This window comes from Stutzerimonas chloritidismutans, assembly GCF_020783375.1.
GTDB lineage: Bacteria > Pseudomonadota > Gammaproteobacteria > Pseudomonadales > Pseudomonadaceae > Stutzerimonas > Stutzerimonas kunmingensis.
The window spans coordinates 148,524-168,577 of sequence record NZ_CP086067.1; the positions used below are offsets into that span (position 1 = coordinate 148,524).

Sequence of the window (20,054 nt, forward strand, 5' to 3'; positions counted from 1 at the left end):
ATTAGACGGATTTGGCTTTTACCTGTCAAGCGTGGTCCGGAAAAATATTTAATCCGGACGGGCGCTTAGCGCAGCCGACGGTCATTCGCTCGGCGGCACGTAGCCTTCGGCCTTGGCGTAATCTTCGCCGGAGAAGAACTTGTCCATCTCGCCCTGAAGGAACTTGCGGTCTTCGGCGTTCATCATGTTCAGCCGGCGTTCGTTGATCAGCATGGTCTGGTGCTTCTGCCAGTCGTCCCAGGCCTGTTTGGAAATGTTGTTGTAGATGTCCTCGCCTTTCTGGCCTGGAAACGGCGGGCGCTCGAGGCCGGGGAGTTCTTCGTTGTACTTGCGGCAGTTCACGGTGCGGGTCATGAGGTTTCTCCTGCATTCAATTCAGCTGCGGCGCGCTTGAGCAGTGTCTTTACTGGCGCGGCAAGGCCGAGGCGCGGCGGGGTGGCGAGGTTATACCAGAGCCAGTCGGCCTCGGCCACGGCGTCGGGCGCGGACTTGACCCTGATCAGCCAGGGCTCGATGGCCAGCTGAAAATGGCTGAACGTGTGGGTCAGCCCCTGCAGCTCGCGGCGCTCCTCGAGCTGCAGGGCATGCCGCGCGGCCAATGGGTCGAGGGCCGCGAGGTCGTCCAGTTCCGGCAGGCTCCAGAGCCCGCCCCACAGGCCCGTCGACGGGCGCCGATAGAGCAGGATGGCGCCGTCGCGATTGGCCAGCAACGGCATTAGAGTACGCTTTTGCGGCAGCGCCTTGCGTGGCTTGGGCACCGGGAAGTCGGTTTCGCGCCCGAGCAGATGGGCGCGGCAGCCGTCCTTGAGTGGACAGAGCAGGCAGCTCGGGCGGCTGCGGGTGCACAGCGTGGCGCCGAGATCCATCATCGCCTGGGTGTAATGGTTGACGCGCTGCTGCGGGGTGAAACGCTCGGCCACCTCCCACAGCTGGCGGGCCACCTTCGGCTCGCCGGGATAGCCATCCTGCGCAACGTAGCGGGCCAGCACGCGCTTGACGTTGCCGTCGAGGATCGGCGCGCGCAGGCCCAGGCTGATGCTGGCAATGGCGCCGGCCGTGGAGCGACCAATTCCAGGCAGTTCGGCGAGCTTGTCGACGTCGGCCGGAAAAACGCCGCCATGTTCGGCGACGATCAGCTTGGCGGTCTTGTGCAGATTGCGTGCGCGGCTGTAGTACCCGAGGCCGGTCCACAGGTGCAGGACTTCATCTTCCTCAGCGGCGGCGAGCGCCTCGACGCTGGGCAGCGCATCCATGAAACGGTCGAAATAGCCGAGCACGGTGCTGACCTGGGTCTGCTGCAGCATGATTTCAGACACCCACACCCGATACGGCGTGATGCCCTGCTGCCAGGGCAGATCCTTGCGGCCGTGGCGGTCGAACCAGTCGAGGACCGCCGCGCCGAACTGCTCGGGGCTCATCGGTTGAACAGGCCTTTGAGCGCGTCCTTGAGCTCGGGGCTGACCTTGTCGCCGAGCTTCTCTTCGATCTTCTCGTTGAGCTTCTCGCCGGCCAGCCGCGCTGCGACCTTGCCCAGGGCGTCGTTGTCGAAGCGGCAGGCCTTGGCGCCCAGCTCCAGCGGGCCGCGGCAGCGCAGCGGCCATTCGATGCCGACGTAGCGCTCGTTGACCTGGCAGGCCGGGTCCGGCATGGCGCCCTTGTCGCCTTCGATGACGATGCCGACGCGGTAGTCCATGCCCAGTACGCGCAGATCGACGTCGCCGTTGCCGTTGACGGTGAGCCCAGGAATGCTGGCCTTGAGGTCGGGGTTGCTGGCCACGCCGTTGCGCAGCGTCAGGTTGCCTTTGAGTTCGCGGAACGGCGTGTCCTTGCTGCGTGGGTCGCTGGCGAGCGGCTTGCGATTGAGCGTGGCGATGGCGCGGCACAGCTGCTGCTCGAGGTTGGCATCGACCAGCACGCCGTTGTCGATGATGAAGCCGACCTTGCCGTTGAGGTTGTCGATCCAGGCCTTCTCGCTGTTGCCCTGGGTGCGCAGGTCGGCATCCAGGTTGAGCAGCCCCTTGACCACCACGTCCTCGCCCTGGCTTTCCAGCAGGCGCTCGACCGGTACGCCATTGAAGCGGTTCTGCACGGTCAGCAATGGCAGTGCCGGGCGTACGTCGAGACTGGCCGAGCCATCCAGGCGTCCGCCATACAGCCCGCCGCGCACTTCCTGCAGGGTCAGCAGGCCGTTGCGGGTACGAGCCTTGAGGTTGAAGCCGTCCAGCGGGATCTTCATTGCGGTCAGGCTGCCGATGGCGAGATTGACCTCGGTGTCGAGCTTGCGCAGCTGATCCAGCGGCAACACCGATGCTTCGCTCCAGGCCTGCTGGGTCGGAGCGTTGGGCAGTGGTGTGGTGCCGCTGCCGATTGCGCTGGCCTGGGTGCTCTTGACCTCGCTCTTGCGCGCTGCCTCGGCCGCCTGCTCCTTGCTCGGCGGCGGCAGGTAGCGATCCAGATTGAAGCGGTCGCCCTTGAGGTCGACACGCAGCGCCTGGCGGGAGAAGTCACTGACGGCGAGGCGGCCGGTGAAGGTGCTGTCGTCGAGCTTCAGGGTCAGTTCTTCCAGCGCCAGGCTGTTCGGCGTACCGCTCAGGCGACTGACCAGTTCGGCCTTGCTCAGTGCGGCAGCGTCAGCCATGGCCGGCAGCTGCTGGCCGGTGCCCTGAAGGAATTCACGCAGGTTGAACTGCGCGACGGTCAGCGCGCCGCTGATCTTCGGTTCCTTGTCCAGATCGCGCGCCTTCAGCTCGCCCAGCCCGCGCAACTGGTTGGCGGTGAACTTGAGGCTGTTCCATTCGGCGATCTGCGCGGCGAGATCGACCAGCAGCTGGCCCTGGGCGCTGAAGGTCAGTGTTTGCCCTTGCAGCGGCTCGCCGGAAGCTTCGCCGGACAGGCGCATGTCTTCGAACTGGTAGCGCTTGAGCTGGTTGTCGAAACGCAGCGTGCCCTGCAGTTCGGTGCGCGCGCGCATCACCGGCTTGTTGCTGCCGAAGAAGGCGTTGAGCTTGAGCGGGATCGGGCTGCCTTCGCGGATCGCGCCGGTCGTGAGCTCAATGCTTTCGGCGCTGTACTGCTGGCCGGTCTTGGCGTCGCTGTAGGTTACGCGGGCATCGCTGACGGTCAGGCTGTCGATGTCCAGGGTCAGTGGCTTGCTGCGCGGAGCGGGGGCTGCATCCGGTTCGGCCGGTGGTTCGCTGGCGTCAGCGGCTGGCGCGGGTTGTTCGGCCTGCCTGGCCGGCTGGCCAACCCCCTCCCAGTTGCCGCGGCCCTGTTCGTCACGGCTCAGGGTCAGGTTGAGGCCGTTGACGGTGATGTCGCTCATCTGCACTTCGCGGCTCAGCAGCGGCATTACTCGCACCGACAGGCCGAGCATGCGCAGGTCGGCGAACGGCTGCTCGGGTGTCTGTGCGCTGGCCAGGGTGGTCTCGTGCAGCTCCAGGCCGAGCCAGGGGAACAGGCTCCAGCCGATGTCACCTTTGATGTCCAGTTCGAGGCCGGCCTTGCTGCGTGCCAGGTCGCGGATCTCGTCCTTGTAGTCGTTGGGATCGAATAGGTGGGTCAGGGCGAAGCCCGCCGCCACGACGATCAGCAACAGCCCGAGAAAGACCAGACCCAGGATTTTGCCGAGCGATTTCATGGACGAGTCCTTGTAGATGAACGATCTGAAAAGTGCCGAGTATAGCCCCGTGCCTGCACTTGTCGGGAACGCGGTCGGCGTTGGAGTGCCGTTGCGGGTGCGGGTTCCACAGATGGCCGCGGCGGGGCGGCAAGCGCGCCCCGTCGGCGGATCAGGCAGGGCGCAGCGGATATCGCGTGGGCGACTTAGAGCGAATCCAGCGGCAGATGCGTTCGCGCGGCCAGGGCGCTGGCTTCCAGATGACCGGCGGGTGCGGCAAGGCGCAACGGCTTGCCGGCTTCACTGGCCAGCCGTTGGGTTTCTTCCAGCAGCCGGCGGCCGACGCCGCGTTTGCGGGTGACCTTGCGTACGCACAGGTGTGACAGGCGCCAGGCTTCGTCGCCGCGCCGCAGCAGGGCGGCGCCGAGCAGACGGTCATTGAAGCGGCCTGCGATCAGGCTGCCATCGGCCAGCGCCGCCTCGATCAGCGCTTCGGCGCTGGCATAGGGCGTCAGCAGCCATTCGGGGGCGTCGGCGTAGATTTTCGCCAGATCGGTTAAATCCTGCGGGCTGGGCTGGGTGACGGATTCGACGTAGACGGGCATGGCGACCTTGCGACGGCTGAGCAGAAGTGCCGGCAAGGATACGCCGAACCGCCGCCAGCGCACGAGACGGCGGCGGTTGGCGCGTTCGCTCAGTGCAGGCGATGGCGCTCGTGAAGGAAGCTCAGCACCGCACGGCGATAGTGGTTGTACTCCGGGTCGTCGGCCAGGGCGATGCGGTCGCGCGGGCGCGGCAGTTTCACCTCGAGGATTTCGCCGATGGTCGCCGAGGGGCCGTTGGTCATCATCACGATGCGGTCGGAGAGCAGCACGGCCTCGTCGACGTCGTGGGTGATCATCATCATGGTGTTGCCCAGGTCCTTCTGGATCTTCATCACCTCGTCCTGCAGGTGCGCGCGGGTCAGTGCATCCAGCGCGCCGAACGGTTCGTCGAGCAACAGCACCTTGGGCTTCATCGCCAGCGCGCGGGCGATGCCGACGCGCTGCTTCATGCCGCCGGAGATTTCCTGCGGATACTTGTTCAGTGCGTGGCCCATGTTCACCAGCGCCAGGTTGTGCTCGATCCAGTCGCGCCGTTCGCGCTTGTTCATGCTGCGCTTGAACAGCTTGTTCACTGCCACTTCGACGTTCTCGTAGACGGTCAGCCAGGGCAGCAGCGAGTGGTTCTGGAACACCATGCTGCGGTCCGGGCCTGGGCCGCGGACCTCCTTGCCGTCGAGGATCACGCCGCCGAGGCTGGGGTCGAGCAGCCCGGCGACGATGTTCAGCACCGTCGACTTGCCGCAACCGGAGTGGCCGATGATGGAGATGAACTCGCCCTTGGCGATGTTCAGGTTGATGTCCTTGAGCACCTGCGAGGCAAGGTTGCCGCGCACGAAACTCTTGTCCAGGTGTTCGATGGAGAGATAGCTCATGGCGTTGCTCCTCAGTTGGCCGGAATGCCGCGGGTGATGCGCTGGCCGACGAAGGCCACCAGGCGATCGAGCACGAAGCCGACCACGCCGATGTAGACGAGCGCGAGGATGATGTCGCTGATGCGCGATGCGTTCCACGCATCCCAGATGAAGAAGCCGATACCGACGCCGCCGATGAGCATTTCCGCGGCGATGATCGCCAGCCACGACAGGCCGACGCCGATGCGCAGGCCGGTGAAGATGTAGGGCGCAGCGGCCGGCAGCATGATGGTCTTGAAGTACTCGAAGCCGTTGAGCTGCAGCACCTGGGCGACGTTGCGGTAGTCCTGCGGGATGTTGCGGATGCCCACCGCGGTATTGATGATGATCGGCCAGATCGCGGTGATGAAGATGACGAACAGCGCCGAGGGGTGGCTGTCCTGGAAACCCGCCAGCGACAGCGGCAGCCAGGCCAGTGGTGGCACGGTGCGCAGCACCTGGAAGATCGGATCGAGGCCGCGCATGGCCCAGTCCGACTGGCCGATCAGCACGCCGAGGCCGACCCCGGCGACCACCGCCAGCATATAACCCACCGCAACCCGCTGCAGGCTCGCCAGCAGCTGCCAGGCCAGGCCCACGTCATTGCCGCCGTTGTCGTAGAACGGATCGATGATCAGCTCCCAGGTTTCCGCGACCACCTGCGAGGGCGGCGGCAGCGCGGCGTCTGCGCCGGAGCAGAGCATCTCCCAGATCAAGCCGAGCAGCAGCAGGATCACCAGCGGCGGCACCAGCTGCTGCACAGCGTAGCGGCCGCTGCGTCGAGTCAGGGCGGCGAGCCGGGAAGGGCGGACGATGGATACCGGCTCGGCGGTGGCGGGCTGCAGTTTGACGTTGGCATTCATGGGCTTTTCCTCGCGGGTTGCGGTTATCAGGCCATGGCCTTGATGGTCAGGCTGTCCAGATAGGCTTGCGGGTTCTCGGGGTCGAACACCTTGCCGTCGAAGAACTTCTCCACGCCGCGGGAGGTGGAGGCCGGGATCAGCTCGGCGGGCAGGTTCAGTTCGCCAGCGGCGGCGCGCCAGATGTCCTCGCGGTTGACCTTGGCGATCAGCGCCTGGCTGTCGAAGTCGGCCGGCAGGTAGCCCCAGCGCTTGTTCTCGGTGAGGAACCAGAGGTCATGGCTTTGGAACGGGTAGGAGGCGTGGTCGTCCCAGTAGCGCATCTGCTCGGGATGGTTCTCGATGACCTTGCCGGTGCCGTAGGCGAAGTTGCCCTTCATGCGGTCGACGATGTCCTTGTAGGGCGCGCCGATCCACTTGCGCTGCGAGCAGATCTTCGCCACTTCCTCCTTGTTTTCGGCCTTTTCGCAGAACTGCTGGGCCTCCATGATCGCCATGGTCAGCGCCTTCGCCGCGTTGGGGTTGGCGGCCACGTAGTCGCTGCGCAGGGCGAAGGCCTTTTCCGGGTGGTTGTGCCACAGCTCGCCGGTGGTGTTGGCGGTGTAGCCGATCTTCTGGTTGATCAGCTGGGCGTTCCAAGGCTCGCAGACACAGAAGGTGTCCATGCTGCCGACCTTCATGTTGGCGACCATCTGCGCCGGCGGCACGACGATGGTGTTGATATCGGCATTCGGGTCGATGCCGCCGGCCGCCAGCCAGTAGCGCATCCACAGATCATGGGTGCCGCCGGGGAAGGTCATCGCCGCACTGACTTTTTTGCCGCTGGCCTTCTTCGCTTCCAGCGCGGCCTTGAACGGGGTGCTGTCGAGGCCGATCTTCAGGTCGCGATATTCCTCGCCGACCGAGATGCACTGGCCGGACAGGTTCAGCCGCGCGAGGATCGACATGGGTACCGGCTGGTTGTTCGGCGTGACGATGCCGGCGCTGATCAGGTAGGGCATCGGCGTGAGGATGTGCGCGCCATCGATGCCGTTCTTCGCCGAGCCGAGCACCAGGTTGTCGCGGGTGGTGCCCCAGGACGACTGCTTGAGTACCTCGACCTCGGTCATCCCGTATTTGGCGAAGAAGCCCTTCTCGGCGGCGACGAACAGCGGCGCGGCGTCGGTCAGGGCGATAAAGCCGAGCTTGGCCTTGCTCGTCTCCACATCCCCGCCCGCCGCCCAGGCGGCCGAACGCATGCCCAGGGACATGCCGCCGAACAGGGCGACGCCGCTGGCGGCAATGATCGAGTGCTTGAGAAAGCTGCGGCGCGAGGCCAGCGTTACGCTGCTGGGCTGGTCGTTGTTCGGCTTGTCGGTCATGGTCGGGTTTTCCTTTGGGCGAAAAAAAACGGCGCCACACCGCCCGGCTGGAGCCGGAGAGCGTGGACACCGTTGTCCTGATGAGGAGTTGTGAAAGCCGAAGGATCCGGCCTTGCCTGATCTTTGCGAAAGCTGTGCCAGAACTGCTTGGGTGGCGCCGGACGGGCCCGGGCGCGGCATCGAATCGTCTGGTGGCTTCCGTCAAATCAAGCACTTGCGACGGCGCCACAGACGGAGCGCGACCAGCTTGGTGATTGTCTTGCTCGAAATGGATTGGGCTTGCCGATCCTGCGGGACTGGCGGCGCATGCACATCCGCGGGGCAGGCATGCTGTGCAGATGGTGCGGCGTGCCTGTTTTCAGTGCCTGGAACGCTGGCCCAGGGTGCGCGCCGGGGCGCGCTCGGCCGCCGGCTGTGCCAGTGACAGCAGGCGCTGGGCGATCTCCTCCAGACGCAGGCCCTGGTTCATTGCTGCCTGACGCAGCCAGCTGTAGGCCTCGCCTTCGGAAAAGCCCTGCTGGCGCATCAGCTGCTGCTTGGCGCGCTCCACCTGCTTGCGCTCATCCAGCGCCTGACGTGCCTCGCGCAACTCTTCATTGAGGCCCTGCAGGCGCACGCTCTGGGTTAGCAAAAGCTCCAAAGTCGAGCGCGCCACCATCGCGGTCATGCCGTCCGGAGGTGGTGCGTCGAGGTCGCTAGCCTGCACGCTGAACAGCTTGGCCTGCTCGGCGGCGGCGTGCATGTCGGCGATGCCGTCGAGCAGCTTGCGATGGCTCTGCAGATCCTTGCGGATGCGCTCGATGCTGTAGCGGCACTGTTGCAACAGGTCCTGCTCCAAGCGCGTTTCGACCTGCTTCATCGCATCGATGCGGTGCGTGTGCAGCTCGAACCAGAGTTCGCACAGCTGCGGTTCGACCGCCGCGCCGGGACTGGTCCGGCGGGCGATGTCACGCAGGCGGCAGGCGTTGATGTTCGTCTCGCTGGCACACAGCGCTTGCCATAGCGCCTGCGCTGCCGGGCTGGCGAAGCGGCTGAAGGTGGCGAAGCAGCGCTCCTGGCCTTCGAGCAGGTGCTCCAGACGCTCCAGCATGTCCGCGCGGAAATAGCCGCTGGCGAAGCCGACCACACCGAGCGCGCGCTCCTGGCCGGCCAGTTCCTTGCCCTGCATGAAATTGAACAGCGCCACCAGGCAGCGGGTGATGTCCGGATCGGCAGCGGTGTCTGCCGCTTCGAACACCACCGCCAGCAGCCCGCCGATCAGCCGTACCAGTGTTGCCGTGGCGTCCTGCATGCTGATGGCGTGCTCGCGGATGCGCCGGCGCAGCGCCGGCAGCTCGTCGAGACTGTGCAGGGCATAGGCGATGCGAGTGAACAGGCGGGTCTTGTCCGCAGTGCTGACGGCATCCAGATCGATGCGATCCAGATCCAGGCGCACCTCGCGCTCCAGCGCCTCGGCTTCCAGGCTGAGCATGTCCAGCTGCTGGCGCTGATGGGCGGCGTTGCCGCTGAGGTAGATGTTCGAGTAGCCGCGCTCTTTCTGCAGCGCGTGCACCAGCTGGCTGATACGGGTGACCAGTTCGCAGGTGCGCGCCAGGTCTTCCAGGCCGAGCAGTTCGCTGCGCCGGGACGCCAGCATGAAGCGCAGGGTCGCAGGCATTTTCCGTCCGTGCATGGGCGGCACCTCCGCGGGTTGACGCTCAGGTTCCTGCAAGATGCAGTCCAGTAAGCCCGGCGCGTATCCGTGCTGCGGCGTTTGCGCCTATAATGTGCCCCTTTTCGCCCACGATCAGCGGAGCTGTTGATGTCCGAACGTACGGCTTACGTAGAGCGCAACACCCTGGAAACCCAGGTCAAGGTCACCATCAATCTGGATGGCACCGGCAAGGCGCGCTTCGCCATCGGCGTGCCCTTCCTGGAACACATGCTCGACCAGATCGCCCGTCACGGGCTGATCGACTTGGATATCGAGTGCAATGGCGACCTGCACATCGATGACCACCACACCGTCGAGGACGTCGGCATCACCCTTGGCCAGGCCTTCACCAAGGCCATCGGCGACAAGAAGGGCATGACCCGCTACGGGCATTCCTACGTCCCGCTGGACGAGGCGCTGTCGCGCGTGGTGATCGACTTCTCCGGGCGCCCGGGGCTGACCATGAACGTGCCCTACACCCGCGCGGTGGTCGGCAAGTTCGACGTCGATCTGTTCCAGGAATTCTTCCAGGGCTTCGTCAATCACGCCCTGGTGACCCTGCACATCGACAACCTGCGCGGCATCAACACCCACCACCAGATCGAAACCGTGTTCAAGGCCTTCGGCCGCGCGCTGCGCATGGCCGTCGAGCTCGATCCGCGCATGGCCGGGCAGATGCCGTCCACCAAAGGGTGCCTGTAATGCAGACCGTTGCCGTCATCGACTACGGCATGGGCAACCTGCATTCGGTGGCCAAGGCGCTAGAACACGTCGGCGCTGGCCGCGTGCTGATCACCAGCGATGCGCAGGTCATCCGTGAGGCCGACCGCGTGGTGTTTCCCGGCGTCGGCGCGATTCGCGACTGCATGGCCGAGATTCGCCGGCTGGGCTTCGATGAATTGGTTCGCGAAGTCAGCCAGGATCGCCCGTTCCTCGGTATCTGCGTCGGCATGCAGGCGCTGATGGAGCGCAGCGAGGAGAACGAAGGTGTCGATTGCATCGGTCTGTTCCCCGGCCAGGTGCGCTTCTTCGGCAAGGACCTGCACGAGGACGGCGAGCATCTGAAGGTGCCGCACATGGGCTGGAACGAGGTCAAGCAGGTGGTCGACCACCCGCTCTGGCACGCGATTCCGGACAATGGGCGCTTCTATTTCGTGCACAGCTACTACATCGAGGCCGGCAATCCGCGCCAGGTGGTCGGTCGCGGCCATTACGGCAACGACTTCGCCGCCGCGCTGGCCGATGGCTCGCGCTTCGCCGTGCAGTTCCATCCGGAGAAGAGCCACACCCACGGCCTGCAGCTCCTGCAGAACTTCGCCGCCTGGGATGGTCGCTGGTAAATGAGCCGGGCCAAGCTCAAGCCGCCGGTTTTGACGCTGGATGCCGCTCAGGAGCAGGCGGCGCAACAGGTCATCAAGCGCTTTCTGCAAGACCGCTTCGAACTCGAGCTGGGCTCGTTCGAGGCGCAGGAAGTGCTCGATCTGTTCGCCCGGGAAATCGCGCCGCTGTATTACAACAAGGCGATCTTCGACGTGCAGAGCCACCTGAAGGAACGGTTCGAGAGCATCGAAAGCGACTTGTGGGCGCTCGAGAAGAGCTGACCCTTAACCGACACTTGATTTGAACAGGTTCAAGCCATGCTGATTATTCCCGCTATCGATCTGAAGGACGGTGCCTGCGTGCGTCTGCGCCAGGGCCTGATGGACGATGCCACGGTGTTCTCCGACGACCCGGTGGCCATGGCTGCCAAGTGGGTCCAGGCCGGCTGCCGTCGTCTGCACCTGGTCGACCTCAACGGCGCCTTCGAAGGCCAGCCGGTCAACGGCGAGGTGGTCACGGCGATCGCCAAGCGTTATCCGAACCTGCCGATCCAGATCGGTGGCGGCATCCGTACCCTGGAAACCATCGAGCACTACGTGCGCGCTGGCGTCAGCTACGTGATCATCGGTACCAAGGCGGTCAAAGAGCCTGAGTTCGTCACCGAGGCCTGCCGCGCCTTTCCGGGCAAGGTGATCGTTGGTCTGGATGCGAAGGATGGCTTCGTCGCCACCGATGGCTGGGCCGAGGTCAGCAGCGTTCAGGCCACCGACCTGGCCCGCCGCTTCGAGGCCGATGGCGTCTCGGCCATCGTCTATACCGACATCGCCAAGGACGGCATGATGCAGGGCTGCAACGTCGAGGCCACCGTGGCGCTGGCCAGCGCCAGCCGCATCCCGGTGATCGCCTCCGGCGGCATCCATAACATCGGCGACATCCAGAAGCTGCTCGATACCAACACGCCGGGTATCGTCGGCGCCATCACCGGCCGGGCGATCTACGAAGGCACGCTCGACGTCGCCGAAGCGCAGGCGCTCTGCGACCTGAAGTACAAGGACGAGTGATTCGCTGAACTGCGGTGGATCGGTGAAGCGCGATCCACCCTACACGCTACCTGCAGCTTGAAGCCTGCGGCTTGAAGAAGCCGCTTTCGGAGAAAGCCATGGCCCTGGCCAAACGCATCATTCCCTGCCTCGACGTGGACAACGGCCGCGTGGTCAAGGGCGTCCAGTTCGAGAACATTCGCGACGCCGGCGACCCGGTGGAAATCGCCCGCCGCTACGACGAGCAGGGCGCCGACGAGATCACCTTCCTCGACATCACCGCCAGCGTCGACAACCGTGACACCACTCTGCACACCGTCGAGCGCATGGCCAGCCAGGTGTTCATCCCGCTGACCGTCGGCGGCGGCGTGCGCAGCGTGCAGGACATCCGCAACCTGCTCAATGCCGGCGCCGACAAGGTCTCGATCAATACCGCCGCGGTGTTCAATCCGGACTTCGTTGGCGAGGCCGCGGACCGTTTCGGCTCGCAATGCATCGTCGTCGCCATCGACGCCAAGAAGGTCTCCGCGCCGGGCGAGCCGGGTCGCTGGGAAATCTTCACCCATGGCGGGCGCAAGCCCACCGGCCTGGATGCGGTGGCCTGGGCGAAGAAGATGGAAGACCTCGGCGCTGGCGAAATCCTGCTGACCAGCATGGATCAGGACGGCGTGAAGAGCGGCTACGACCTGGGCGTCACCCGGGCCATCAGCGAAGCGCTGTGCATCCCGGTGATCGCCTCCGGTGGCGTCGGCAATCTGCAGCACCTGGCCGATGGCATCCTCGAAGGCAAGGCCGATGCGGTGCTCGCCGCCAGCATCTTCCACTTCGGCGAATACACGATTCCGGAAGCCAAGGCCTATCTGGCCGCCCGCGGCATCGTGATGCGCTGATCGCGTTGCCGGCAGAGCGAAAGGCTTCGCTCTCGAAACATGGACACGTCCGCGGCTGTTGCGGATAAGTACTCAGGGGGTACACACATGCGCAAGACAATCTCTACCATCGCCGCAGCTTTGCTGCTGGGCGCTACGCTGGCGCACGCTCAGGCGCCAGACAAGATCAATCTGCTGACCGAGAATTTCCCGCCCTACAACATGGCGGACGATGGCAAGAACTTCGCGCGTGACGAGCACATCACCGGGATCGCCGCGGACATCGTGCGCGAGATGTTCAAGCGTGCCGGCATCGACTACACCTTGACGCTGCGCTTCCCCTGGGAGCGTATCTACGGCATGGCGCTGGAGCAGCCGAACTACGGGGTTTTCGTCACGGCGCGCCTGCCCGAGCGCGAAGAGCTGTTCAAGTGGGTTGGTCCCATCGGCCCGGACGACTGGGTGTTGCTGGCTCGTGGCGACAGTCCGATCAACCTGACCAGCCTGGATCAGGCGCGCCAGTACAACATCGGCGCCTACAAGGGTGATGCCATTGCCGAGCACCTGGACGGTCAGGGGCTGCAGCCGCAGCTCGCCCTGCGCGATCAGGAGAACGTGAAGAAGCTGATCGACGGCAAGATCGACCTGTGGGCCACTGGTGATCCCGCTGGCCGCTACCTCGCCCGCCAGGACGGCGTGACCGGACTCAAGCGCGTGCTGCGTTTCGACAGTGCCGAGCTGTACCTGGCGCTGAACAAGCAGGTCGCCGATGAGACGGTGCAGAAGCTGCAGAAAGCGCTCGACCAGATGCGTAGCGAAGGTGTGATCGACGAGATCAACGCGCGCTACCTCTGAGCCTTCCCAGGTCGGCGCATCTTCTGCGCCGACTTTCTCGAGTGACGGCGGTGCGCCAGTAGCGTGCACCGATCCTCCTGCTCGCGCGGTCGTGGCGCATGCACGCTTCCCTGATTCAGCGGGCGCTCAGCCGCTGGCGCCGTGGCACTTCGCTGGTTCGCATCTTGCTTTGGACAGCCCCCGGCTCTGGCTCGCGGAGGGGTGGGCCAGGGAATCGAGAAAAAGGGAGCGATCCATGTTCAAGCGAATCATTGCCGTCGTCTTGCTGCTGCTCTGCGCTCATGCGCACGCCGCGCTGCCTGACGACTACCGAGTCGTGCTGCTGACCGAGAATTTTCCACCATTCAACATGGCCGAGGACGGCAAGAACTACGCCGCCGACGCGCGCATCCACGGCATCAACGCCGACATCGTGCGCGAGATGTTCCGCCGCGCGAATATCCGCTACGAGCTGACCCTGCGCTTTCCCTGGGATCGCATCTACAAGCAGGTGCTCGAACAGCCGGATCAGGGGCTGTTCTCCACCACCTTTACGGCCGAGCGCGAGCAGCAGTTCAAATGGGTCGGCCCGTTGGCGAGCATCAGCTGGGTGCTGCTGGCGCCCGCCGACAGTCCTCTGCGCCTGACCGGGCTGGAGCAGGCACGCGACCTGCGCATCGGTGCCTACAAGAACGATGCGGTCAGCCAGCATCTGGAGGGCAAGGGCCTGGCGCCGATCAACTCGCTGCGTGATCAGGAGAACATCGGCAAGCTGCTCAAGGGTCAGATCGACGTCTGGGCCACCGCCGATCCGGTCGGACCCTACCTGGCCAAGCAGGAAGGTGTGACCGGCCTGAAACCGGTGCTGCGTTTCAATGAAGCGCGGCTGTTCCTCGCGCTCAACCGGGCGACACCGGACGAGGTGGTTGAGCGTCTGCAGCGGGCGCTGGATGCGATGCGTGCCGAGGGCACGGTGGATGCGATGCTGCGCCGCTATCTCTGAAGCTCAGCGGTAGACGCCGCCACGACCATGGGCGGCCATCGCGCGGTTGCTGCGGGTGGCGATCATCTGCCCGACATCGACCCATTCGATGCCCTGCGCCGAGAGTCGCGGCAGTTCGCGTTCGAGCACGGCCAGCGTGCTCTCGTGGGGATGACCGATGATGACGACCGAGCCTTGCTTGCGCGCCAGCGCGACTGCCGCGTGAAAGCGTTCGGCTACCGCGGACGGTGAAGGATCGTCATCGAGAAAGATGTCCCGCGACAGGCTGGCCAGTGCCGTGCGTTGGGCGCTGGCGGCGGCCACGGTGCGCGGGCTGGTGCGGCTGTCGAGAAAGAACAGGTGGCGGCGCTGCAGTTCGCCCATCAGCCAGGTCATGGCCTGTATCTGATCGGTCATGGCGCTGCCCATGTGGTTGTTCAGCCCGCTGGCATGCGGTACCGCCGCAAGCGCTGCGTCGAGACGGCGCGCCAGTTCGTCATGAGGTAGTTGGGGATGCCAGGCGAAACGGCCTTGGGCAGGCGCCATCGGCATGTGCAGCATGACCGTTTTGCCGGCGCGATGGGCCTGCTCGGCAAGGTCGGCTGCATGGCGGGTGTCGGGAAGGATCGCCAGCGCGACCGGCCCCGGCAGTTGCAGCACGCGGCGGTCGCGTGCCGGGTTCTGCCCGAGGTCGTCGATTATCAGGGTCAACCGCGGTCGCGGGACATGGTCCGGCGTGGCTGCGGGCTCGCTGGCATACAGCGCCTGGCTGGCGAGCAACACCAGCAGCGCCAGCCCTGCTACCCAGCCTGACATCTTCACTGGCCGCGGGTGAGGTTCAATCCCTTGAGCAGATTCAGGGCCTGACCGAGCTGGTAGTCATCGTCCTGCGGGCGCGGCGAGTCGCTGGTGATCTGGGTGGCGGTGGGACGGTCCGGACCGCCGTTGCCGTTGCCCAGGTGGCCAGCAAGATCGGCCTCGCGGAAGCCATCGGCGGCCTGCTCGCGGGTCAGCTTGGCACGCTCGACCTTGATGTCCGGCTCAATGCCCTGGGCCTGGATCGAGCGGCCGTTGGGGGTGTAGTACAGCGCGGTAGTCAGCTTCAGTGCACGATCGTTGTTCAGCGGCAGCACGGTCTGTACCGAGCCCTTGCCGAAGCTGTCGGTGCCCATCACCACACCGCGCTTGTGATCCTGCAGCGCGCCCGCGACGATCTCAGAGGCCGAGGCGCTGCCGCCGTTGATCAGCACCACCAGCGGTACGCCTTCGCTGGCATCGGCCGGGTCGGCGTTGAAGCGCAGCTCGGAATTGGCGATGCGACCCTCGGTGTAGACGATCAGGCCCTTGGTCAGGAAGTGGTCGGAAATCTCGACAGCCGCCTGCAGCACGCCACCGGGGTTGTTGCGCAGGTCGAGGACCAGGCCGTTGAGCTTCTTGCCGTCATTGTCCTTCTTCAGCTTCGCCAGCGCCTTGCCCACTTCCTCGCCGGAGTTGACCTGGAACTGAGTGACGCGCAGGTAGCCGTAGCCCGGCTCCAGGATCTGACTGCGGACGCTGCGCACCTTGATGACCGCGCGGGTCAGCTTCACGTCGAACGGCTGGCCGCCTTCGCGCACCAGCGTCAGGCTGATGCTGCTGCCCGGCTTGCCGCGCATCTTGCCGATGGCGTCCATCATCGACAGCCCCTTGGTCGGCTGGCCATCGATCTTGACGATCAGGTCGCCGGCTTCGATGCCGGCCTTGGACGCCGGGGTATCGTCGATCGGTGAAACGACCTTGATGAAGCCGTCTTCCATGCCGACTTCGATGCCGAGACCACCGAATTCGCCGCTGGTGCTTTCCTGCAGCTCGGCGAACGCTTCGGGCTCGAGATAGGCGGAATGAGGATCGAGATTGCTGAGCATGCCTTTGATGGCATTTTCCAGCAGGGTTTTGTCATCCACTGGTTCGACATAGGCAGCCTTGATGCGGTCCAGTACCTCGGCAAAGGTGCGCAGCTCCTCCAGCGGCAGCGGGGCTTTGGCACTGGCACTTGGCGCCGCGGCCTCCTCCATGGGCTGCTGGGCCCATGCGCCGCCCTGCATCCCCAGCAATACGGCCAGGGCGAGCGTGGATGGGCGGGCGAAACGGCGCAGGTGCAACATGTCGAACTCCAATTATGAGAGGGCGCGCTTGGTGGTGCGGGCGGCTCGGCAGGACCGAACGCCGCTGCTCGCTAACCTTGCGCGCGGCACCATTGGGCAGGATCGCTGGGGCGCCCCTGCTGGCGAATGGCGAAATACAGTGCGGCAGTTTCCTGGCCGCCGCTGGTGCCTACCGTGGCAATTGCGTCGCCGGCCTTGACGATATCGCCGGCGTCGCGCAGCAGGCTCTGGTTGTGGCCATACAGGCTCAGATAACCATTGCCATGGTCGAGGATTACCAGCAGTCCAGCGCCACGCAGCCAGTCGGCGAACACTACGCGTCCGCCATGGACGGCGCGGACCTGAGTACCGACGCTGGCGCCGATCAGTACGCCGTCCCACTTGGTTCGAGCGTCGCCGCCGCGCGGAGTGCCATAGCGGGCGACGAGACGTCCATCCACCGGCCATGGCAGCTTGCCCTTGGCCTTGGCGAACGGGCCGCCGAAGTTGCCGCCGGCACTGGAAACCAATGGGCCGCTCGGCGCAGTGCTGGTGCCGGACCGGGATTGTTGTTGTTCCTGACGCTGGCGCTCGGCAAGCAGTTCGCGTTGCCGGGCTTCCTCGGCTTCGCGAGCCTGGCGGGCCAGAGTTTCCTCGATGGTCTTGAGTACCCGTTCGAACTGGGCCTGCTCCTGACGGCGGGCCTGCAGCTTCTGTTCGCGGCTGGACAGGTCGCTGTTGAGCTTGGCCAGCGTTTGCTGGCGCTCCTTGCGCACCTCGGCGAGTTGCTCGCGCCGCTCCAGCAGGCCGTCCTTCTTTTCCGCCAGAAGGTTCTGCTGCGCTTCGATGTCAGTCTCGACTCCGGCCAGTTGGCGCAGGGTCTCGTTGAAGCTGTCGAGCTGTTCGAGGCGCGCCTTGTTCAGGTAGTCGTAATAGGTGATGGTGCGGCTGAATTTTTCCGGGTTCTGCTGGTTGAGCAGCAGCTTGAGGTATTCCTGTCTCCCATTCTGATAGGCGGCGCGGGCCTGCAGTCCGATCAGGCGCTGCTGCTCCAGACGTGCGCCTTCGAGGGTGGTTTTCTCCTCGTTCAGGCGTTCCAGCTCGGCCTCGCTGCGGTCGATCTCCTGCTGCAGGGTGTCGACCTGCTTTTCCAGCTGACCCATCTCGCTTTCGGTGGTCTTCAGCTGCTTCTGAACGCCGGATTTCTCCTGCTCGATCTGCTTGAGCAGTTTCTGCAGTTCGGCGATGTCCTGGCGAGCGGCTTCGATCTGCTGCCGCGCTGCGGCACGTTCGTCCGCCACGGCGGGGCCGAGCAGGCAGAGGAAGGCGAGGGCGAGAAAGGTACGAGGCATTGGAGGGCGTCAACCGAGCGTTATGACCGACGTAGTATGCCTAAAAAGCAAGCTGGAAGCTTGAAGCCTGTAGCGGGAAACGGCGGCTGGCGCCAGCCGCTTCCCGCCCGGCTCGATCAGCTCAGCTCGACGATCGAGCGACCGGTCATCTCTGGCGGTACCGGCATGCCGAGCAGGGTCAGCATGGTTGGCGCGACATCGGCCAGCACGCCGCCTTCGCGGATCGAGACGTTGCGCTTGCCTATATAGATGAAAGGCACTGGCTCACAGGTATGCGCGGTGTGCGCCTGGCCGGTCATGACGTCTTCCATCTGTTCGACGTTGCCGTGGTCGGCGGTCAGCAGCGCTTCGCCACCGACCTTGTCCAGCGCCTCGACGATCCGCCCGACGCAGCTGTCCAGGCATTCCACCGCCTTGACCGCGGCATCGAACACGCCGGTATGACCGACCATGTCGCCGTTGGCGTAGTTGACCACGATAACGTCGTAGCGCTGGTTTTCGATGGCATCGACGATACGATCGGTGACCTCGGGCGCGCTCATCTCGGGTTTCAGGTCGTAGGTGGCGACCTGAGGCGAGGGGATCAGAATGCGCTCTTCGCCGGGGAAGGGCTCTTCGCGGCCGCCGGAGAAGAAGAAAGTGACGTGGGCGTATTTCTCGGTTTCGGCGATGCGCAGCTGGGTCTTGCCGTTGTTGGCCAGGTACTCGCCGAGCACGTTGGTCAGCGCTTCCGGGGCGAAGGCTGCCGGTGCGGGAATGCTCGCGGCGTACTGGGTGAGCATGACGAACTCGGCCAGTTGCGGCACCCGGGCGCGTTCGAATTCATTGAAGCCGGGTTCGACGAAGCAGCGGGTCAGCTCGCGGGCGCGGTCGGCACGGAAGTTCATGAACACCACGGCGTCGCCATCCTCGACGCGCACCGGTTCGCCGATGGTGGTCGCCTTGACGAATTCGTCGCTTTCGCCACGCTCGTAGGCGGCGATCAGGCCATCCACGGCGTAGTCTGAGCGGTACTCGGCCTTGCCGTCGACGATCAGCTCGTAGGCCTGTTGTACGCGATCCCAACGGTTGTCGCGGTCCATGGCGAAGTAGCGGCCGATCAGGCTGGCGATACGCCCCTTGCCCAGGCGCGTGAAGGTGGCCTGAAGCAGTTCGATGGAGTGCTGTGCGCTCTTCGGTGGGGTGTCGCGGCCGTCGAGGAAGGCATGCAGGTAGATCTTCTCGGCGCCGCGCTGGGCCGCCAGCTCGGCCATGGCGACCAGATGATCCTGATGGCTGTGCACGCCACCGTCGGAAAGCAGGCCGAGGATGTGCACCGCCTTGCCGGCCCCCGCGGCCTTGTCTACGGCGGCACAGATTGTCGGGTTGGCAAAGAACTCGCCGTCGCGGATCGCCTTGGTCACCCGGGTGAAGTCCTGATACACCACACGCCCGGCGCCTAGGTTCATGTGGCCGACCTCGGAGTTGCCCATCTGCCCGTCCGGCAGACCGACATCCATGCCGCTGCCAGAGATCAATCCGTGCGGCTGGCTGGCCAGCAGGCGATCGTAGACCGGCTTGCGGGCGGCGTGGATGGCGTTGAAGTCCGGGCTGTCGCTGTGCCCGAAGCCATCGAGAATGATCAGTACCAGGGGTTTGGGCGTGGCGGTGGGGGCGACGGACATGCTTTCGGGCTCCTTGCACGGGGGCGGAAAAGGGCAGCCAGTCTACTGGCTGGCCGGGGCGAGGTCACGAATCATCAGGGTTCAGCCGGTAGGAGGGGCTGTGTATACTGGCCCGCATTTTATCGTCCGGGTACCCGTTGATGCTCGCTAACCTGATTGAATTTGTCTCTAACCACTATGTACTCAGCAGCCTGTTCGTGGTGCTGTTGATCCTTCTGTTCATCACCGAGACCCGCAAGGGTGGCAAGAGCCTGAGCAATCGCGAACTGACGGCACTGGTCAACAGTGGCGAGGGCGTGGTGTTGGACGTGCGCGTCAAGAAGGAGTTCGACGCGGGTCATATCGTCGATGCATTGAACATTCCCTACGAGAAGCTGGTCAGCCGCACAGGCGAGCTGGAAAAGCACAAGGCCAAGACCATCATCGTGGTCGACGCCATGGGGCAGCACGCCGGAACGGCCTGCCGTGAGCTGCAGAAGGCAGGCTTCACCGCCGCCAAGTTGTCGGGAGGGATTTCCAGCTGGCGCGGCGACAATCTGCCAGTGGTCAAGTAATCATGCCCAACGTCGTCATCTATACCACCGCCTGGTGCCCGTTCTGTATCCGCGCCAAGGCGCTGCTCGATCGCAAGGGTGTCGCCTACGAGGAAATTCCCGTGGATGGCAACCCGTCCCTGCGCGCCGAGATGGCCAGCAAGGCCGGACGCACCTCGGTGCCGCAGATATGGATCGGCGAGAAACACGTCGGCGGCTGCGACGAGCTGCACGCTCTGGAGCGCGCCGGACGTCTCGACCCGTTGCTGCAGGCTTGAGGCCGGCAACGCGGGTCTGCGAACAATTCAAACG

General features: G+C 64.9%; 21 protein-coding genes. 9 read left to right on the forward strand and 12 right to left on the reverse strand.

Annotated elements, in window-relative coordinates; translation table 11 throughout:
• Nucleotides 1-81: 81 nt before the first annotated feature.
• The 8 genes from LLJ08_RS00740 to LLJ08_RS00775 form a co-directional block, all read right to left on the reverse strand.
• On the reverse strand, nucleotides 82-354 hold the full coding sequence (locus LLJ08_RS00740) for an oxidative damage protection protein (RefSeq protein WP_003280779.1): 273 nt from the start codon (nucleotides 352-354) through the stop codon (nucleotides 82-84).
• On the reverse strand, nucleotides 351-1,418 hold the full coding sequence (gene mutY / locus LLJ08_RS00745) for an A/G-specific adenine glycosylase (protein ID WP_221103589.1): 1,068 nt from the start codon (nucleotides 1,416-1,418) through the stop codon (nucleotides 351-353). Before mutY ends, LLJ08_RS00740 begins: the two co-directional genes overlap by 4 nt.
• Nucleotides 1,415-3,637 (reverse strand): AsmA family protein, encoded by a 2,223-nt coding sequence (locus tag LLJ08_RS00750; protein ID WP_228207967.1) that lies wholly within the window; start codon nucleotides 3,635-3,637, stop codon nucleotides 1,415-1,417. Before LLJ08_RS00750 ends, mutY begins: the two co-directional genes overlap by 4 nt.
• A gap of 185 nt (nucleotides 3,638-3,822) precedes the next feature.
• Nucleotides 3,823-4,221 (reverse strand): aspartate 1-decarboxylase autocleavage activator PanM, encoded by a 399-nt coding sequence (panM, locus tag LLJ08_RS00755; protein WP_041015118.1) that lies wholly within the window; start codon nucleotides 4,219-4,221, stop codon nucleotides 3,823-3,825.
• 89 nt (nucleotides 4,222-4,310) lie between these two features.
• Nucleotides 4,311-5,093 (reverse strand): ABC transporter ATP-binding protein, encoded by a 783-nt coding sequence (locus LLJ08_RS00760; RefSeq protein ID WP_003296263.1) that lies wholly within the window; start codon nucleotides 5,091-5,093, stop codon nucleotides 4,311-4,313.
• Between the two features lie 11 nt (nucleotides 5,094-5,104).
• Nucleotides 5,105-5,974 carry a nitrate ABC transporter permease gene (gene ntrB / locus LLJ08_RS00765; protein ID WP_042927516.1) on the reverse strand — a complete coding sequence of 290 codons (870 nt, stop codon included), beginning with the start codon at nucleotides 5,972-5,974 and terminating at the stop codon, nucleotides 5,105-5,107.
• 26 nt (nucleotides 5,975-6,000) lie between these two features.
• Nucleotides 6,001-7,332: a CmpA/NrtA family ABC transporter substrate-binding protein gene (locus LLJ08_RS00770; protein WP_042927518.1), complete on the reverse strand. Its 1,332-nt coding sequence runs from the start codon at nucleotides 7,330-7,332 to the stop codon at nucleotides 6,001-6,003.
• Nucleotides 7,333-7,690: 358 nt separating this feature from the next.
• Nucleotides 7,691-9,004: a nitrate regulatory protein gene (locus LLJ08_RS00775; protein ID WP_228207968.1), complete on the reverse strand. Its 1,314-nt coding sequence runs from the start codon at nucleotides 9,002-9,004 to the stop codon at nucleotides 7,691-7,693.
• Between the two features lie 129 nt (nucleotides 9,005-9,133).
• Between LLJ08_RS00775 and hisB the strand changes: the two genes are divergently transcribed.
• The 7 genes from hisB to LLJ08_RS00810 all read left to right on the forward strand — a co-directional run bounded on the left by hisB (nucleotide 9,134) and on the right by LLJ08_RS00810 (nucleotide 14,091).
• Entirely contained in the window at nucleotides 9,134-9,727 is a 594-nt protein-coding gene (gene hisB / locus LLJ08_RS00780) for an imidazoleglycerol-phosphate dehydratase HisB (protein ID WP_003282885.1), read from the forward strand.
• Nucleotides 9,727-10,365: an imidazole glycerol phosphate synthase subunit HisH gene (gene hisH / locus LLJ08_RS00785; RefSeq protein WP_015275172.1), complete on the forward strand. Its 639-nt coding sequence runs from the start codon at nucleotides 9,727-9,729 to the stop codon at nucleotides 10,363-10,365. Before hisB ends, hisH begins: the two co-directional genes overlap by 1 nt.
• Nucleotides 10,366-10,626 carry a DUF2164 domain-containing protein gene (locus LLJ08_RS00790; protein WP_041108768.1) on the forward strand — a complete coding sequence of 87 codons (261 nt, stop codon included), beginning with the start codon at nucleotides 10,366-10,368 and terminating at the stop codon, nucleotides 10,624-10,626.
• Nucleotides 10,627-10,662: 36 nt separating this feature from the next.
• Complete coding sequence (hisA, locus tag LLJ08_RS00795) at nucleotides 10,663-11,406, forward strand: 1-(5-phosphoribosyl)-5-[(5-phosphoribosylamino)methylideneamino]imidazole-4-carboxamide isomerase (RefSeq protein WP_125897343.1); 744 nt, start codon at nucleotides 10,663-10,665, stop codon at nucleotides 11,404-11,406.
• A 98-nt stretch (nucleotides 11,407-11,504) separates the two neighbouring features.
• Entirely contained in the window at nucleotides 11,505-12,275 is a 771-nt protein-coding gene (gene hisF, locus LLJ08_RS00800; protein ID WP_014818634.1) for an imidazole glycerol phosphate synthase subunit HisF, read from the forward strand.
• Between the two features lie 87 nt (nucleotides 12,276-12,362).
• Nucleotides 12,363-13,109 (forward strand): substrate-binding periplasmic protein, encoded by a 747-nt coding sequence (locus tag LLJ08_RS00805; RefSeq protein WP_014818635.1) that lies wholly within the window; start codon nucleotides 12,363-12,365, stop codon nucleotides 13,107-13,109.
• A gap of 235 nt (nucleotides 13,110-13,344) precedes the next feature.
• Nucleotides 13,345-14,091, forward strand: a complete 747-nt coding sequence (locus LLJ08_RS00810) for a substrate-binding periplasmic protein (protein WP_228207969.1) — start codon at nucleotides 13,345-13,347, stop codon at nucleotides 14,089-14,091.
• Nucleotides 14,092-14,094: 3 nt separating this feature from the next.
• Here LLJ08_RS00810 and LLJ08_RS00815 read toward each other — a convergent pair whose 3' ends face one another.
• From LLJ08_RS00815 to gpmI, 4 genes are all read right to left on the reverse strand, one after another.
• A complete protein-coding gene (locus LLJ08_RS00815) occupies nucleotides 14,095-14,886 on the reverse strand; it encodes a divergent polysaccharide deacetylase family protein (RefSeq protein ID WP_023444020.1) in 792 nt (263 codons plus the stop codon).
• Nucleotides 14,887-14,888: 2 nt separating this feature from the next.
• Nucleotides 14,889-16,214, reverse strand: a complete 1,326-nt coding sequence (locus LLJ08_RS00820; protein WP_228207970.1) for a S41 family peptidase — start codon at nucleotides 16,212-16,214, stop codon at nucleotides 14,889-14,891.
• Nucleotides 16,215-16,285: 71 nt separating this feature from the next.
• Nucleotides 16,286-17,545: a murein hydrolase activator EnvC family protein gene (locus tag LLJ08_RS00825; RefSeq protein WP_228207971.1), complete on the reverse strand. Its 1,260-nt coding sequence runs from the start codon at nucleotides 17,543-17,545 to the stop codon at nucleotides 16,286-16,288.
• Between the two features lie 116 nt (nucleotides 17,546-17,661).
• Nucleotides 17,662-19,209, reverse strand: coding sequence for a 2,3-bisphosphoglycerate-independent phosphoglycerate mutase (gene gpmI / locus LLJ08_RS00830; RefSeq protein WP_014818640.1), 1,548 nt, complete (start codon nucleotides 19,207-19,209; stop codon nucleotides 17,662-17,664).
• A gap of 140 nt (nucleotides 19,210-19,349) precedes the next feature.
• Here gpmI and LLJ08_RS00835 point away from each other — a divergent pair, with 140 nt between their 5' ends.
• Complete coding sequence (locus LLJ08_RS00835; RefSeq protein ID WP_014818641.1) at nucleotides 19,350-19,763, forward strand: rhodanese-like domain-containing protein; 414 nt, start codon at nucleotides 19,350-19,352, stop codon at nucleotides 19,761-19,763.
• A 2-nt stretch (nucleotides 19,764-19,765) separates the two neighbouring features.
• Nucleotides 19,766-20,020, forward strand: coding sequence for a glutaredoxin 3 (grxC, locus tag LLJ08_RS00840; RefSeq protein WP_041015047.1), 255 nt, complete (start codon nucleotides 19,766-19,768; stop codon nucleotides 20,018-20,020).
• Nucleotides 20,021-20,054 lie beyond the last annotated feature (34 nt).